We start from the raw sequence: 15340 nt of genomic DNA on the forward strand, positions 1-15340 counted from the left end.
GTACCACTTCCCCCCACGGAAGTGGTACCGGCTCTTCTGCTCCCCCGGCTGGCACTCAGCGCACGGGCGCCAGCACCGTCAGGCCACCACGGGCGGAAGCATCAGGCTGGCACCCGGGATCGCGTTGAGCAGGGCCTTGGTGTAGTCCTGCTGCGGCGAATCGAAGACGTCGTCCGTGCTGCCCGTTTCCACGAGCTTGCCCTTCTGCATCACGCAGACATGGTCGGCGATCTGCCGCACGACGGCGAGGTCGTGCGTGATGAACAGGTACGTCAGGCCAAGATTGGACTGCAGCTCGGCCAGGAGGTTCAAGACCTGGGCCTGCACCAAGACGTCCAAAGCGGAGACCGCTTCGTCACAGATGATCACTTCGGGGTCGAGGGCGAGCGCGCGCGCGATCGCGACGCGCTGCCTTTGGCCGCCGGAGAGCTCGTTCGGGTACCGCTGCATGGTGGACTGAGGCAGCGCCACCTGGTCCAGGAGTTCCCGGACCTTCTTCTCGCGGCTGACCTTGTCACCGATCTTGTGGGTCCGGAGCGGTTCCTCGATGGTCCTGAAGATGTTGTACATCGGGTCGAGTGAACCGTACGGGTCCTGGAAAATCGGCTGGACGCGGCGCCGGAACTTGAAGATTTCCCGGCTGTTCAAGGTGGAGGTGTCCACACCGTCGAAAACGATCCGGCCCGACGTCGGCGCGAGCAGGTTGAGGACCATCTGGGCCACGGTGGACTTGCCGGAACCCGACTCACCCACGATCGCCGTCGTCGTCCCCCGTTTGACGTTGAACGAGACGTTGTCCACCGCAGTGAAGTCCGTTGCCTTGCCGACGCCGGAGCGCAGCTTGAAGACCTTGCTGAGGCTTTCGACCTTCAGGACGTCGTCGGCCAATGCCTTTTCGGCCACAGCTTCGGTGGGCGCCAGGAGTTCTTCCGTCTGGATTCCTTCGGCCTTGGCGGCCTGGATCCTACGCGAAGCGAGTGACGGCGCCGAGGCCACCAACCGCTGGGTGTAGGGGTGTTGCGGGTTGCGAAGCAATTCGAGGGAAGGACCGGCCTCCACCACGTTGCCGCGGTACATGACCACTACTTTGTCCGCGCGCTCGGCAGCGAGGCCGAGATCGTGGGTGATGAGCAGGACTGCCGTGCCGAGCTCCGCCGTCATGGTTTCGAGGTGGTCAAGGATCTGCCGCTGCACCGTGACGTCCAGGGCCGACGTCGGCTCATCGGCGATCAGGAGCCGCGGCTGGCAAGACAGGCCGATGGCGATCAGGGCCCGCTGGCGCATGCCGCCGGAGAATTCGTGCGGATACTGCTTGGCGCGGCGTGCGGAGTCCGGCAAGCCGGCCTCCCCCAGGACGCGGGCGACGTCGGCAGGACCGCTGGGCTTGCCGTTGGCGCGCAGCGTCTCGCGGACCTGGTATCCGATCTTCCAGACCGGGTTGAGGTTGGACATCGGATCCTGCGGAACCATGCCGATCGTGTTGCCGCGCAACTCGATCATGCGCCGTTCCGGGGCGTGGGAGATGTCCTCGCCGTCGAGCAGGATCTGCCCGCTGGAAACCCTGCCGTTCTCCGGCAGGAGGCCAATGGCGGCGAGCGCCGTCGTCGACTTCCCCGAACCGGACTCACCCACAATGGCGACAGTCTCGCCGGGCATGATGGTCAGGTGCGCATTCTTGACGGCCTGGAATTCGCCGCTCGCCGTCTGGAAGGAGATGGCGAGGTCCCGGATTTCAAGGAGCGGACGCTCTTCGGTTCCGGCTTCGTCGATGGTGACGTTGGATGTTGTCATGATTGCCTCCTTCATCGCTTGCGGCTCTTGGGGTCAAGGGCGTCACGCAGCGCGTCGCCAAGCATGATGAAGCTCAGGACCGTGATGGACAGTGCGGTTGCGGGGAACATCAGCACCTCGGGGTTGGTGCGCAACGTGTCCTTCGCCGCGGAAATGTCGTTACCCCAGGACATGATGCTGCCGGGCAGGCCAATGCCAAGGAAGGACAGCGTTGCTTCCGTCACGATGAAGACGCCAAGCTCCATGGTGGCCAGGACGATGATTGGCGCGAGCGCGTTCGGAACGACGTGCCGGACCAGCGTGCCGATCTTGGAGACACCGAGCGAGCGTGCGGCCGTGACGAAATCCGCGTTGCGGACCTCGATCACGGCACCGCGGGTGATGCGGGCCATTTGGGGCCAGCCGAGCATCACGATGACCATGACCACCGTGAACACGCTCTTGTTCTCGCGGAAGAAGGGGAGCTGGGTAACTACCAGCGCGCCAAGGACCAAAGGCAACGCGAAGAAGATGTCGCCGATGCGGGCAATGATGGTGTCAACCCAGCCGCCGAAGAAGCCAGCCAGTGCACCGAGGGTGACCCCGATGATCAGGACGAAAATGACGGAGACGACGCCGACAGTCAAGGATGCCTGGGTGCCGTGGATGACGCGGGAGTAGATGTCGCAGCCCTGGAAGGTGAATCCCAGGGGGTGGCCGGCCGAGGGGCCCGCGAGGGAGTCGCCCAGCTGGCAGTTGTCGTTCGGGGCAGTCTGCGTGAAGAGGCCCGGGAAGAACGCGACCACGAGGAGCAGCAGGATCATGAGCGCCGAGATGATGAAGAGCGGCCGACGGCGGAGCTTCCGCCAGGCATCCGCCCACAGGCTCAGGGGTGCTGCGTCGACCTTGAGGGTATCGGTCGCCAGCAGCGGTGTCTCGTCGATTGGGGCAACATAGTGCTCGATCTGACGGTTACTTTTCATAACGGATCTACTTTTCATAGCGAATCCTGGGGTCAAGCCAGGCGTAAAGGAGGTCCACCAACAGGTTGGCGGCAACGAAGACCAGTACCAGCACGCTCACAATGGCGACGACTGTGGGGCCTTCGCTGCGGATCACGGCTTGGTAGAGCTTCTGGCCGACGCCGGGCACGTTGAAAATGCCTTCGGTGACGATCGCGCCGCCCATCAAGCCACCCAGGTTCGCGCCCAGGTAGGTGACCACGGGAATCATGGAGTTTCGCAGGATGTGGGCCAGGACCACGCGGGGGCGGGACAGGCCTTTTGCGGTTGCCGTGCGGACGTAGTCGGCGTTCATGTTTTCAATGACCGAGGCGCGGGTCAGGCGCAGCACGTAGGCAAAGGACACGAGGCCAAGGACGGCGGCCGGAAGAATCAGGGTGCCCCAATCCGCGTTGGATCCAACGGTCGGCTTGGCCCAGCCAAGCTGTACCCCAACGACGAGCTGAAGCACGAAGCCCAGGACGAACGTCGGGACGGCAATGACCACGAGGGACGCGACAAGCACGGTGGAGTCGAAGATCTTTCCCTTGCGCAAGCCTGCAATCAAGCCGAAGGCCACACCGAAGACAGCCTGGATGGCAAGGGCCTCGACGGCGAGCATGGCGGTGACCGGGAAAACGCGGCCGAGGGTGGCGGCGATTGGCTGGCCGGTGAAGTCCACCCCGAGGTTGAACGTGAAGAGGTTCTTGAGGAACAGTCCGTACTGGACCCAGAACGGCTGGTCGAGGTTGTATTGCTGGCGCAGCGCGGCAATGACGGACTCGCTGGGCGGTCGGTCGCCGAACAGGGCGCGGATGGGGTCGCCCGGGAGGGCAAAGACCATGAAGTACACGAGCAGGGTGGTTCCCAGGAACACGGGAATGACCTGCAGCAAACGCCGGAGGATGTACTGGGTCACAGCAACGGTTCCTGGGCGCTCTTGAAAATGTGGGGATTCATTTGGGACAGCTTTCGTGCCGAATCAAGGCATGGGGGCCCGGTTTGTGGCCGGACCCCCATACGCTAACGAGCTTGGAACAAGTCCAGTAGGACTACTTTGCGGTGATGTTGTAGTACAGCAGGACGCCGTTCCAGCCGGAGTCAACGTTGCTGACGTTCTGGCTCCATACAGCCTGGCGTGCCTGGTACCACAGGGGCAGGTTCGGGAGGTCCTTGAAGAGGATTTCCTGAGCCTGGGTGAACTTCTTGTTGGCGTCGTCCGTGGACTTGGAAGCCAGGCCCTCGGTGAGCAGCTTGTCGAACTCAGGGTTGCTGTAACCCTCGTAGTTGGCGCTGGCTCCGGTCTTCAGCAGCGGGCCGAGGAAGTTGAACAGCGACGGGTAGTCTGCCTGCCATCCGGCGCGGGTGAAGCCCGGGAGGGTCTTAGCCGTGCGGAGGTTCAGGATCTCGGCGAACTTGGCGAACGGCTGGCCTTCCGCCTTGATGCCGAGGTTGTTCTTCAGGTTGTTGGCAACGGCGTCAATCCATTCCTTGTTGCCACCATCGGTGTTGTACGCGAGCTGCAGAACCTTGTCGGCGGGCCACGGGCTCATGGCGTTTGCCTTTGCCCAGAGGTCCTTGGCCTTCGCGGCGTCGAACTTCAGAACGTCGGAGCCTGTCACGTTCGCGTTGTAGCCATCGATAGACGGCGACGTGAAGTCCTTCGCAGGGATGCGGGTGCCGTTGAAGACGACCTTGGTGATCTCATCGCGGTTGATCGCCATGGAGATGGCCTGGCGGCGCAGCTGGCCGGCGGGTCCCTGGAACTCAGGCAGGTAGTTCGGGATGTTCAGGGTTGCGTTGCCCGCGTAAGCCTTGTTGAGGCTGTGGTCCGGGAAGTCCGTTGTGTAGGTCTTCAGGGCGTTCGTGGGCAGGACGTCGGTTACGTCAAGGTTGTTGGCCTGGACGTCGGTGTAAGCCGGAGCCGGGTCGGTGTAGAACTTGAAGGTCACGCCGCCGTTCTTGGCCATGCGCGTGCCCTGGTAGTCCGGGTTCTTGACGAGGGCGATCTGGCTGTCGTGCTGCCAGGCACCCTTGGCGGCCATCTTGTACGGGCCGTTGCCGATCGGGTTTTCGCCGAAGGCCTTCGGGTCCTTGAGGGCGTCGGCCGGAAGCGGCATGAAGGCGGAGTAGCCGAGGCGCTGCGGCCAGTCGGCCTCCGGTTGGGCCAGCTTGACAGTGATGGTCGAGTCGTCCTTCAGCACCAGGCCGGACATCGTCTGGGCGGTCGGTGCGGGAGTCGACGTTGACTTTCCGTCCGCGCCCTTGGTCTTCGTGACGGCGCTGACTGCGTCGTAGCCTTCGATGGATTCGAAGAAGCTGCTGCTGGACTGGGCGTTGGTGCTCAGTGCGGCGAAGTTCCAAGCATCAACGAAGCTCTTGGCGGTGACTGCCTCGCCGTTGGTGAACTTGGCGCCCTTCTTGACCTTGATGGTGTAGTTCTGGCCGTCGCTCGTGTCAATGGATTCCGCGAGTGCGTTCACGGACTTGCCATTGGCGTCGTAGCTGGTCAGGCCTTCGAACAGGAGGTCGACAACGCGGCCGCCGTACACCTCGTTGGTGTTGGAAGGGATGAGGGGGTGCTGGGGTTCATTGCTGTATGCGGTGATGATTTTGTTCGGATCGCCGGCAGCGGTCGGGCCACTGCTTCCGGAGCCAGCGCTGCCGCATCCGGTGAGGGCAAGCGCGGCGACTGCGAGCAAGCCAAGAGCTTTGGAAGTGCGCGAAAAACGCATTCCGCCTCCTATGGATTCAGGGGGATGGGTCGGGGCAACTCATAGCTGCCCCCGGGGCCAGGCACAGAATTATCCTGTGACGCGGCCTACATGGATGTGTAATCCTAACCACAGCTTGTCCGAAATATGGAATCCCATTGGCATGAACAACGAAGTGTGCACTTGACAGTTTTAGTAATGAAGCAGTCATTTCAAGTAAATGAAGCAGTCATTTCACGAAATGGGATTTTCCTTGCTACACTCGACATGCCTGACCCTTGGTTTCCCCCGGAAAACCAGGGTTTTTCGGGCATCCCGTACGGTGTGCAACCGGCCTGGCCAGCGCGTCAACAAGCACCAAAAAAGAGCCCCCGCCGCCCATGGCGACGGAGACTCTTTCGGTTGCGACCATCAGTTCGTGCCGCCGCGAGTGCCTTCGGGTTGCTACTCGATGCCGGCCGCCATGAGTTGGGCGCGCAGTTCGCGACGCTCACGCTGCTTCTCGGGGTCCGGCAGCGGCACCGCGGCCAGCAGCCTCTGCGTGTACGGCTCCTGCGGATTGCGAAGGATCTGCTCGCGGGTGCCCTGCTCCACGATCCTGCCCCGCTGCATCACGCAGATCCGGTCCGCGAGCACGTCAACCACGGCAAGGTCGTGCGTCACGAACAGGCACGCGAATCCCAGCTCCCTCTGCAGGTTCTGGAAAAGTTCCAGGACCTTCGCCTGCACCGAGACGTCCAGCGCCGATGTCGGCTCATCCGCGACCATCAGCTTGGGCTGCAGGGAGAGCGCCCGGGCAATGCCGACGCGCTGCTTCTGGCCGCCTGACAATTCATGTGGATAGCGGTTGCGGTACCCGCGCGGCAATTCCACCTGGTCCAGGAGGGTCTCAATCCGTTTCTGCAGATCGACGCCCTTCGCGACCCCGGCGAGGTACATCGGTTCGCCGATGCTTTCGCCGATGGGCAGCCGCGGATTCAACGACGACGACGGATCCTGGAACACCATGCCGATGTCGCGGCGCACTTCGTGCAGTTGCTTTCCATTCCGCTTTGCGGCGGAAATGTCCTGCCCCACCACGCGCATGCTGCCCGCGGCTACGGGCAACAGCCCGACGGCGGCGCGTCCAATGGTCGTCTTGCCCGATCCGGACTCCCCCACAAGGCCTACAACCTGGCCGGGGTAGATCACGAGGTTGGCTCCCTCGACAGCTCGGAACGCGGGGACCCGGCCCTGCTTGGGGTACTCGATGGCGACGTCGACCAGCTCAAGTACGGGCTCACCCTTGGGCTTGGCTGCTTCTTCGGCCGCCGCCTTCAAAGCGGCCTGGTTCTCAAGTTCCCGGCGGACCAGCTCATCGTGATCGACCGATTCCAGCTCGGAGTGGGTTGCGGCAGCCAACGCCGCGGTGACGTCAACGTCGGCGCTGTCAGCACCCTGTCCCAGGTGGGGAACAGCGGCTAGAAGAGCTTGTGTGTATCCGTGCTGCGGGTTGCTGAAGATCTGTTGGGCAGTGCCGCTCTCCACGATGACGCCCTGGCGCATCACGGCAATTCGATCGGCGAGGTCGGCCACAACACCCATGTCGTGCGTGATCAGGACGATGGCGCTGTCCAGCTTGTTGCGCAGGTTGCGCATCAGGTCCAGGATTTCAGCCTGGACCGTCACATCCAAGGCAGTGGTGGGTTCGTCTGCGATCAGGAGCTTGGGATCACAGGACAATGATTGCGCGATCATGGCTCGCTGCCGCTGGCCGCCGGAGAGCTGGTGCGGATACGACTTGAAGGCCTTCTCCGGGTCCGGCAGCTCCACCAGCTCGAGCATGCGCAAGGCCCGCTGCTTGGCTTCATCGGGCGAGATCGAGTTGTGCAGCCGGATCGTCTCCACTATTTGCGTACCCACGGTGTACACAGGGTTGAGCGCGGTCATGGGCTCCTGGAAGATGACCGCGACATCCTTGCCGCGGACTTCACGGATGTTGCCTGATTTCTCACCCAGCAGCTCCTTGCCCGAGAGCTTGACGCTCCCCCGGACACGGCTGTTGCTGGGCAGCAAGCCAAGCAGTGCCATGGAACTTGCACTCTTGCCGGACCCGGACTCACCGACGATCGCGAGGACCTCGCCGGCCCTGACCTCGTAGTTCAGTCCGATGGCGGCAGGGACCCATTTCTTATCCACGCCAAAGTCGACGCTGAGATCGCGTACTTCCAGGACCATGGCCCCGCGCGCGCTCTTATCCGACTCGGTCTCGAGGTGGGTGGCCTCCGGTTCGGGGCTGGCGTTGTCAGTCATGTTGGGTCTTCCCTTCCGACCGGGCCACCCTCCAAGGGGTGATTAGTGAAGTAGCCCGGAATCCTGAATTATTAGGGGCATGAGCAGAGCGCCGTATGCCGGAAATGTCGAAATCTTCAAGGCCCGCACCAGCAAGATTTTTGCTTGGATCTGCTGGGCAGTTGCCGTTTTCGGAGTGGTTGTTGCGCTCGTGGCAGCCGGACCGCGCTCCCTTCCCGGAACCACTCCCCTGCTCTTCGTAGCGTTTCTTGGCTGGTTGCTCTTCTGGCGCCCGGTTGTGGTGGTCCGGGATTCCGGCGTCGCGCTGGAGAATCCCTTCCGGACCATCGATGTTCCGTGGGATGCCCTGGTGCAGGTTGATACCCGCTACGCCCTCACGCTGGTGACGCCCCGCAAGAAGTATCCGGCGTGGGCTGCTCCCGCGCCGGGAATCTGGGGCGGGCGCAATGCCCGCCCTGAGCATCTCAAAGGACTCCCGGGCACCACCTACGGCCCCAGCAGCTCGGTTCGCCCCGGAGATCTCAAGAACACCGATTCCGGCGCCGCAGCGATCCTGGTGCGCACCCGCTGGCAGGACCTCGTCGAGGCCGGACGCGTGGAGCCCGGCCGGGCTGAAGACGCTTCGGTGACCGTTGCCATCGGATGGTTCCGGATAGCAGCCACGGTAGCCCTGGCCGCGGCCAGTTACTGGGCGGTCTTCCTGTAGGAGGTTTCCCTGGACGGGTAGCACTCAGCTGCCTTTCGAGGCGTCGGCAACGGGCGCCGTCGTGCTCGAGTGGCGCGTGGTTTCGATGGCGGTCTTGGCTTTGAACTTCTTCTGCCGGGGATCGAAGGCGTCCCGCAGGCCGTCTCCGATGAAGTTGATGCTGAGGCAGATGAGGATGATGAACAGGCCGGGGAACCAGAACAGCCACGGCCTCGTTGCGAAAGCTTCTTGGTTCTGGGCAACCAGCAGGCCGAGCGAGGTGTCGGGAGCCTTCACGCCGAGGCCCAGGTAGCTGAGTGCCGTCTCGAGCAGGATCGCCGCGGACATGGTCAGCGTCACGTTGACGATCAGCACACCCACGGCGTTGGGGAGGATGTGCTTGAAGATGATCCTTGCGTTGGACGCTCCGGAGATCCTGGCTGCGTCAACGAACTCCCGCTCGCGCAGGGTCAGGAACTCACCGCGGACCAGGCGGGCGAGGCCCACCCAGCTCACAAAGCCGAGGAAAATGCCAAGGATGACGACGCCGTTGTTGGCGGCAAATCCGGTCAGCCAGCTTCCCTCATCCCTGCGGTTGGCTATCTGGCCAACAACAGCCGCAAGGAGCAGCAACGGAATGATGATGATGACATCGGTCAGGCGCATGAGGATGGCTTCGACCCAGCCGCGGAAATAGCCGGCGAGTCCCCCGACGATTGCGCCGACCGCGCCCGCGATGGCGCCGATCAGGACCATGACCGTGATGGATTGTTGGGCACCGCGCATGGTCATGGCAAACAGATCGCGTCCAATACGGTCCTGGCCGAAGGGGTGCTCTCCCCAGGCGAGCGGCCAAAACGACGACGTGGGGGCACCGTCATTGACCAAGGGCGAAACGTCCACATGGTTGTACTTCCACCATCCGGGAATCCCGAATGCGCCCACCGAGGTGAAAGCAAGCAGGAAGATCACTGCAAAAACCGCGAGCCCGATCAGGGCGCCGGTGTGGCCGAAAAACCTCTTGCGGACAATCTGGCCCTGGCTCAGGCCGCTGGTGACTTCGCTGCTTGCATGGGTGGCTGCAGCTTCGGCAAGCGCCTGTTGCGCGAGGAGTTCTTCCTCTTGGGTTGGCTGGCTCATGCTTTGATCCTTACGCGTGGGTCGAGCGCGGAGTACGCGAGGTCCGCTATCAGGTTGAAGACCATGGCGGTGATTGCAACACAAAGGAACACGCCCATCACGGGGTTCGGGTCAGTGTGCAGCAGTCCGTCGATGAACAGGAAACCCATGCCCCGAACGGAGAAGACCGTTTCCGTGATGACGGCGCCACCGATCAACGCACCGATGTCGAAAGCAACGATCGTTGCAATAGGGATCAGGGCGTTCCGGAAGGCGTGGCCCATGATCACGGAACGTTCGCTCAGACCCTTTGCCCGCGCAGTCCGGATGTAGTCCATGTTCATGATTTCGAGCATCGACGAGCGTGTGAACCGGGTGTAGCTGGCCAACGACACAAGGATGAGGGCAATCGTCGGCAAGACGAGGTGGGTCAAGGTGTCTGTCGACATGATCCAGAAATCGCCTTGGATGTTCGGGGTTCCTGCCCCGATCGTGGCGATGGGGCGCCCGCGCACCCGGCTGTTGTTGAAATAGGACGGCCAAGCCTGCATGAATTTGTCCACAACCACAAGGAACCCGACCAGGAAGGCGGTCAGCCCAGCGGCGCGCATGGACTGGCCGCGGTCGTAGCCGCCCATGAAGTACCCCACTGCCACGCCAACCAAGATAGTGGCGATGGCCAGGAGGAAGATCATCAGCCCGGTCGCGTCATTGAGCAGCGGCTGCACAGCAAAGTAGGCAACCACGCCAATGCCCACCACGATCAGGCTTGATTGCAGGGCCTTGCGGTTCTTGAGTCCGGAAACCAAAATCGTGATTCCGAAGGCGATTCCCACCCCCATGATGGCGATGATGACCGGCCCCAGGCCCGGATTGCGGAACCATTGAGTCAGCGAGAAGTAGAAGAGAATAAGCGAAACAGCCGCAAAAACCGAGCCTCCGACGATCAGTCGGCGCCTCACCGCACCGCCGACGACGACGGCCCCGACGATGCCCAGGACGGCCCCGATTCCAAGGGCCACGACCGGCGGTATTTCGGGATTTCGGAGGAAGTCATTAAAGCCGATGGCACCGAATTCCTTGAGGAGAACGGCTACCCAGAAGATCGGCAGGGAGAAGAACAGGAACGCCATGAAGGTTACGCCGTAGTCCAACGCGCTGTACTGGCGCAGTGCCGTAACGATGCCGAGCGAAATGCCGATGAGAATCGCAAGGATTGTCGCACCGGTAACCAGCGTCAGGGTTTGGACCAGCGCGAAACCGAGCGCCTCCGTGATTGGCTGCCCCGCAATGTTCTTACCGAGATTGCAGGCATTGCCGAAGGGAACCAGACACTGGGCAGCGCCTCCCAACCACTTGAAATAGCGCAGCGGCGCCGGTGTGTCGAGGTCGAGCAGATTGATCCGCGCATCCATCAGTGCTTGCCGGTTCGGCGCGCTGCTGGTGCGGAGCTCTTCCAAAGGGTCCCCGGACAACGCCGTCAGGAGATACACCAGGAAAGAAGCTCCAAGGAGAATGAATGCGGCGGTTACGAGCCGCCGGACGATATAGGTCACCATGGTGAAGAACCTCGAAATCCAGGCCCGGGGTCTCCGGCGCCTATCGCAGAATCGTGCCCCTTCCCTGCTTGAGGTCGTTGGGGAAGCAGACAATGTGCCGGTTCGCCAACCCGAAGGCGCCGGGACCATGATACGTCGGTCCCGGCGCCTCGGCTGGCGATATTGCGCGCTAGTTGGGCCTTACTTCTGAGCCCACTCCCAGAAGTTCCACCAAACGCCAGTCTGGTTCGGCATGAGCTTCACACCGGTGATGCGGTCGCTGTAGGCGTCCACGTTCACGGACTGGAAGAGCGGCACGCCGTATGCGGAGTCCCAGATCTTCTTGTCGATCTGCTTCTGCAGATCATCCTGCTTGCTGCGGTCGGTGGTGACCACGAGCTCTTCCATCAACTTGTCAGCGTCAGTGTTGCTGAACTGGTTGAAGTTGTTGCCACCAGCGGTCTTGAAGATCTGCGGAACGCCGGAGACACCGACGCCCGGGTTGATCCAGCCGAAGATGGTGGCATCGTAGCCGCCCTTGCCCAAGGCCTTGCCCCAGTCGGACTTGCCCAGGCCGCCGTCGACGATCTTGAAGCCAGCCTTGGTGGCGGATTCGCGGATCAGCGAGAAGGCGTCAACGCGGTTGGGGTTGTCCTTGTTGTACATGATGCGGATTTCCGGAGTAGCGCCGTTCAGGAGCTTCTTGGCACCATCAATGTCCACGTCCTGGTAGGCCGAGGAGCCGTTGTTCTTGGCGGAGTCAGCGTAGGCAGCCTGCTGGGGAACGAAGATCTGCGAGTCCAGCGGCTTCGCGTTCGGGTCAAGCTTGCCAATGATCTTGCTGACGATGTCCTTGCGGGGCACCGTCTTCATGAAGGCGGTACGCACGTTTTGGTCGGCCAGCGGACCCGAGAAGTTCAGGTCCAAGTGGTCGAAGGCCAGTTGGTTGCCCTGGTCGACAGTGACGCCCTGGCTGGAGAGAGCCTTCAACTGGTCGAGGGTGTCCGCGGAAGCCTGCGGGGCAATGATGTCCGCCTCGCCGTTCTTGAGGGCCTGGACCTGTGCCGGCGCCGAACCGATGTACCGGACGGTAATTTCGTCAAGGTTTGGAGTCGGTCCCCAGTTGTAGTCCTTGTTGCGAACCATGGTGAGGGACTGGTCCTGGTTCATGCTCTTGACGATGTAAGGACCGTTTGAGAGGAACAGGGTCGGGTCAGCGGGAAGCGTCTTCGTGTCGAAGCCGGTGTTCCACATGTCCGACATTGCCTTCAGCTTCGGGTCGGCGGGCAGCGGTGCCTTGGAGTCTCCGCGCGGCTTGCTCTTGAAGAAGTCAATCAAAGCCTGGGTGTCCTTCAGGCCGGCCTTCTGCGCAAGGACGTGGGCAGGAACGTCAATGCCAGGACCACCAAGCACGATCTCCCAGTCAGCGAACGGCTTGGAGTACTTGAGGGTGAGGGTCTTGTTGTTGTTGCTGATCTCCGGGAAGTCCGTCAGACTCAGGCCCGTGTTGTCACCAGCGTACGAGAAATAGGACGTGCCCGTCTTTGCCTTGGCATCGGCGTCGTCGTAGTAGCCGGAGAACGCCGCCCACTGCAGGAGGAGGTCAGCTGCGGAGACCGGGGTGCCATCAGACCACTTCACACCATCGTTGATGGTGTACTTGACGGTCAGCGGGTTGTCCGAGACCTTCTCCATCTTGCCGAACTTGTCGTTGTGTACGACGTTCAGCTTGTTGTCGATGTAGTAGAAGCCCGAGTGCGTTGCGTAGCTGACCTTGGAGTTGATGTCAGTATTGCCATCGGCTGTGTTGGGGTTGAACGTGTTGAAAGCGTTGACCTCGACCACAGTGGCCGTGCCACCCGTCTTGGCTGCTCCAGTGGATGGGGTATTGCCACCGGAATTGCCGGCACAGGCGCTCAGTGCGATCGCGGCGATTGCCGCAATACCCACTGCTTTGGAAGTACGTCCGAAACGCATTCCGCCTCCTATTTTTTTGAGTGGAAAAAGCCGGCGCTGTTGACTCCGGCAGACTGCCACAACCCCCTCAGCAGGCTTGTGGCTCGTCTCACATGAGCAGTAGCCTAGCGCCCGGAACGGATCTTTGGGTCTAAAGTTTCCCGCCGGTAAAGTTTGTTATCGAGATGCAATCATTGAAGGACGTCCTAGGGGTTCCGTGATCCGCGCCAACATGACATAAGCCCCGATTCACGGCGAACCGGGGGCTTATGTCAGTTAATTCCCCATCACTGAACCCTCCTGGCGGGGAGTGCCTGGAACAGATCTCACGATCCGATGGCAGCGTGCAGCGGTATCCAGACCTCGTGTTGGGGTTTACGTTGAGGTGCATGGGCGAGAAATTCACTTATGTGGGCGGTCCCCGTGATAAAGAACGCAGCGAGGGCGAGGTATCGGACTTCTATATCCGGCGCTTCAGTCCTACGTGGGCCGTCCGGTATCCGAGTCGGGTGTAGAAGGCTCGAGCCTGCTCCCGTGCTTCGTCTGTGGTCACTTGCGCCAGTTGCGCCCCGCGCACACGCCCAAAATTGTGTGCCCACTCAAGCATCGCGGTGCCCAGGCCTTGTGAACGTTCCGCGGCAGCAACCCGCAGTCCCTCGATCTGCAAGCGGGAAGAACCACCCCGGGAAAGTCCTGGGATAACAGTCAATTGCATCGTGGCAACGATGCGATCGGCATCATTTCGGACAACCCCCAGATAGTTGGAGCGGTCCCGAACAACCAGGTTGTAGGCCGCCTCGTATCGTTCGAGCTCGACGCACTCACGATCGGGGCCGAACTGATCATCGGACAGCAGCGCGGCGATGGCCTCGACATCATCGCGGCTCGCCCGTTCCAGCCTGAAGGTCCGGCCCGCCACCCGCAGCAGTCCTCGAACCGAGGATCGCGCATCTGCCTGCAAACGAGCGACCAGCAGATCGAGCCATCCGCCGACGTTGGCTCGAGCCTCAACGGTGTCGGGATAACGGCACCTCAAATGCAGGCCGGACTCGTCCAGGATGAACCAAAGCATGACGCCGTCCGTGTCGATTGTCGCGCTCACGTACTGGGCGTCGAGTCCGACCGAGTCGATTCGTACCGGCAGCCTGCGTAGGTCCAGCCAGGAGATCGCGAACATCCCAGGAGCGACGGGCATGCCGCCCCATGGAGCCAGAACGTCCGCGAGCGGCCACGAGCCAAGCTGCACAGCCTCTTTTACCGCGGCCGCCGCGGCGAGCGGCTCGGGGACCGCAGATTCAAGCACCGAATTGGTAATGAACCAGCCGACTGAGTCATGCCATTTGTCGTCGAAGCGGCTGTGCACGGGAAACACAGCCCGCAGCGGGGTTCCCGCCAACTCGCGGGTCACCGCGGTCATCGCAACAACAGCGAGTGCGAGCGTCGAGACGCCGTCGTTGCGGGCTTGCGCCGCGAACGCCGCACCGTCGTCGAGATCGAACACATCCCGGACTTCCACACGCTCGCGCTGAGGATCGGGCGCACCCAGGGGCAACGGGAATTGCGGCATGACTCCGCCGCTGTCCCCGATGATTTGTTCCCACCGTTGACGCACGTGGTCCGGCGCCGCTTTCCGGTCTAGAAGTGCTTGCGTGTGCTCAACAAATGCCGGGGCTGGCTCGGGCAACAATTCGCGGCCGGCGCTCCCGGCGTCGAGGGCCGACAGCAGGTCGCGCGCGATCACCAGCATCGACCACATGTCGACGTGGGAGTGGTCGGCTGCAATCACAACCGTGAGTCCGGCAGCAGTCTCCAATACGCACAGGCGGTGTGAGGGTTGTTGGTATGGCGAGCACGCGGCGTCGAGAATGTCCCGCACTGCGTCATTGACGGCTTGGCCTGGAGACACCTGATGCTCCACCCAGGTTCCCGGACCAATATCAATTTCGTAAAGCTCCGGCTCACCGTCCTCACCGGGAACGAAAGCCGTTCGCAGCGTGCCGTGGCGGCCGACGACGGCCAGCCAGGCATCGGCAATCGACTCACGACGAGTTGGTGCAGGCAGCCGAAAAGACATTGCCATCCAGGAGCCGGGCCGGTCGCCGGCTCCTACATGGAGCCGCTGATCAAAGGACACCGGAAGACGCCGGCGGAGCGCAGACACGCTGACGTCATAGCCCCAAAGTCGTCCGAACGGTAGCCGCAGGTGCGTGACGTTGGTCAGGCGCATGGCAGTATCCTATCGCCCCAGATAGCCTGAACGTTCAA

At 62.2% G+C, this 15340-nt stretch carries 10 protein-coding genes; 1 reads left to right on the forward strand and 9 read right to left on the reverse strand.

All coding sequences use genetic code 11. The features are described 5' to 3' along the window. Positions 1-78: 78 nt before the first annotated feature. From AB4068_RS01720 to AB4068_RS01740, 5 genes are all read right to left on the reverse strand, one after another. On the reverse strand, positions 79-1791 hold the full coding sequence (locus AB4068_RS01720; RefSeq protein ID WP_306958662.1) for a dipeptide ABC transporter ATP-binding protein: 1713 nt from the start codon (positions 1789-1791) through the stop codon (positions 79-81). Positions 1792-1802: 11 nt separating this feature from the next. Beyond that, positions 1803-2753 carry an ABC transporter permease gene (locus AB4068_RS01725; protein ID WP_059387473.1) on the reverse strand — a complete coding sequence of 317 codons (951 nt, stop codon included), beginning with the start codon at positions 2751-2753 and terminating at the stop codon, positions 1803-1805. Positions 2754-2760: 7 nt separating this feature from the next. Next, positions 2761-3690, reverse strand: a complete 930-nt coding sequence (locus AB4068_RS01730) for an ABC transporter permease (RefSeq protein ID WP_284980705.1) — start codon at positions 3688-3690, stop codon at positions 2761-2763. 133 nt (positions 3691-3823) lie between these two features. Further along, positions 3824-5506: a peptide ABC transporter substrate-binding protein gene (locus AB4068_RS01735; protein WP_284991415.1), complete on the reverse strand. Its 1683-nt coding sequence runs from the start codon at positions 5504-5506 to the stop codon at positions 3824-3826. 423 nt (positions 5507-5929) lie between these two features. Continuing rightward, positions 5930-7702 carry a dipeptide ABC transporter ATP-binding protein gene (locus AB4068_RS01740; protein ID WP_441432663.1) on the reverse strand — a complete coding sequence of 591 codons (1773 nt, stop codon included), beginning with the start codon at positions 7700-7702 and terminating at the stop codon, positions 5930-5932. A 154-nt stretch (positions 7703-7856) separates the two neighbouring features. Between AB4068_RS01740 and AB4068_RS01745 the strand changes: the two genes are divergently transcribed. Then, the gene (locus AB4068_RS01745) at positions 7857-8483 is read left to right on the forward strand and encodes a PH domain-containing protein (protein ID WP_284991411.1); all 627 of its coding nucleotides are present in this window, start codon (positions 7857-7859) and stop codon (positions 8481-8483) included. 24 nt (positions 8484-8507) lie between these two features. On the opposite strand, the gene AB4068_RS01750 is transcribed toward AB4068_RS01745, so the two are convergent. The 4 genes from AB4068_RS01750 to AB4068_RS01765 form a co-directional block, all read right to left on the reverse strand. Continuing rightward, positions 8508-9602 carry an ABC transporter permease gene (locus tag AB4068_RS01750; protein ID WP_306958666.1) on the reverse strand — a complete coding sequence of 365 codons (1095 nt, stop codon included), beginning with the start codon at positions 9600-9602 and terminating at the stop codon, positions 8508-8510. Further along, complete coding sequence (locus AB4068_RS01755) at positions 9599-11140, reverse strand: ABC transporter permease (RefSeq protein WP_284991408.1); 1542 nt, start codon at positions 11138-11140, stop codon at positions 9599-9601. The genes AB4068_RS01750 and AB4068_RS01755 overlap by 4 nt, the downstream gene beginning before the upstream one ends. Before the next feature lie 180 nt (positions 11141-11320). Then, positions 11321-13096, reverse strand: coding sequence for an ABC transporter family substrate-binding protein (locus AB4068_RS01760; RefSeq protein ID WP_059387469.1), 1776 nt, complete (start codon positions 13094-13096; stop codon positions 11321-11323). A gap of 439 nt (positions 13097-13535) precedes the next feature. Continuing rightward, a complete protein-coding gene (locus AB4068_RS01765) occupies positions 13536-15302 on the reverse strand; it encodes a GNAT family N-acetyltransferase (RefSeq protein ID WP_441432533.1) in 1767 nt (588 codons plus the stop codon). Between the last annotated feature and the right edge of the window lie 38 nt (positions 15303-15340).

This window comes from Arthrobacter sp. 2RAF22 (assembly GCF_052115325.1).
Lineage (GTDB): Bacteria > Actinomycetota > Actinomycetes > Actinomycetales > Micrococcaceae > Arthrobacter.

Coding starts and splice junctions, on each gene's coding strand:
- AB4068_RS01720 (WP_306958662.1), bottom strand. CDS start 1,791: ATGACAACATCCAACGTCACCATCGACGAAGCCGGAACCGAAGAGCGT.
- AB4068_RS01755 (WP_284991408.1), bottom strand. CDS start 11,140: ATGGTGACCTATATCGTCCGGCGGCTCGTAACCGCCGCATTCATTCTC.
- AB4068_RS01725 (WP_059387473.1), bottom strand. CDS start 2,753: ATGAAAAGTAACCGTCAGATCGAGCACTATGTTGCCCCAATCGACGAG.
- AB4068_RS01760 (WP_059387469.1), bottom strand. CDS start 13,096: ATGCGTTTCGGACGTACTTCCAAAGCAGTGGGTATTGCGGCAATCGCC.
- AB4068_RS01735 (WP_284991415.1), bottom strand. CDS start 5,506: ATGCGTTTTTCGCGCACTTCCAAAGCTCTTGGCTTGCTCGCAGTCGCC.
- AB4068_RS01740 (WP_441432663.1), bottom strand. CDS start 7,702: ATGGTCCTGGAAGTACGCGATCTCAGCGTCGACTTTGGCGTGGATAAG.
- AB4068_RS01745 (WP_284991411.1), top strand. CDS start 7,857: ATGAGCAGAGCGCCGTATGCCGGAAATGTCGAAATCTTCAAGGCCCGC.
- AB4068_RS01750 (WP_306958666.1), bottom strand. CDS start 9,602: ATGAGCCAGCCAACCCAAGAGGAAGAACTCCTCGCGCAACAGGCGCTT.
- AB4068_RS01765 (WP_441432533.1), bottom strand. CDS start 15,302: ATGCGCCTGACCAACGTCACGCACCTGCGGCTACCGTTCGGACGACTT.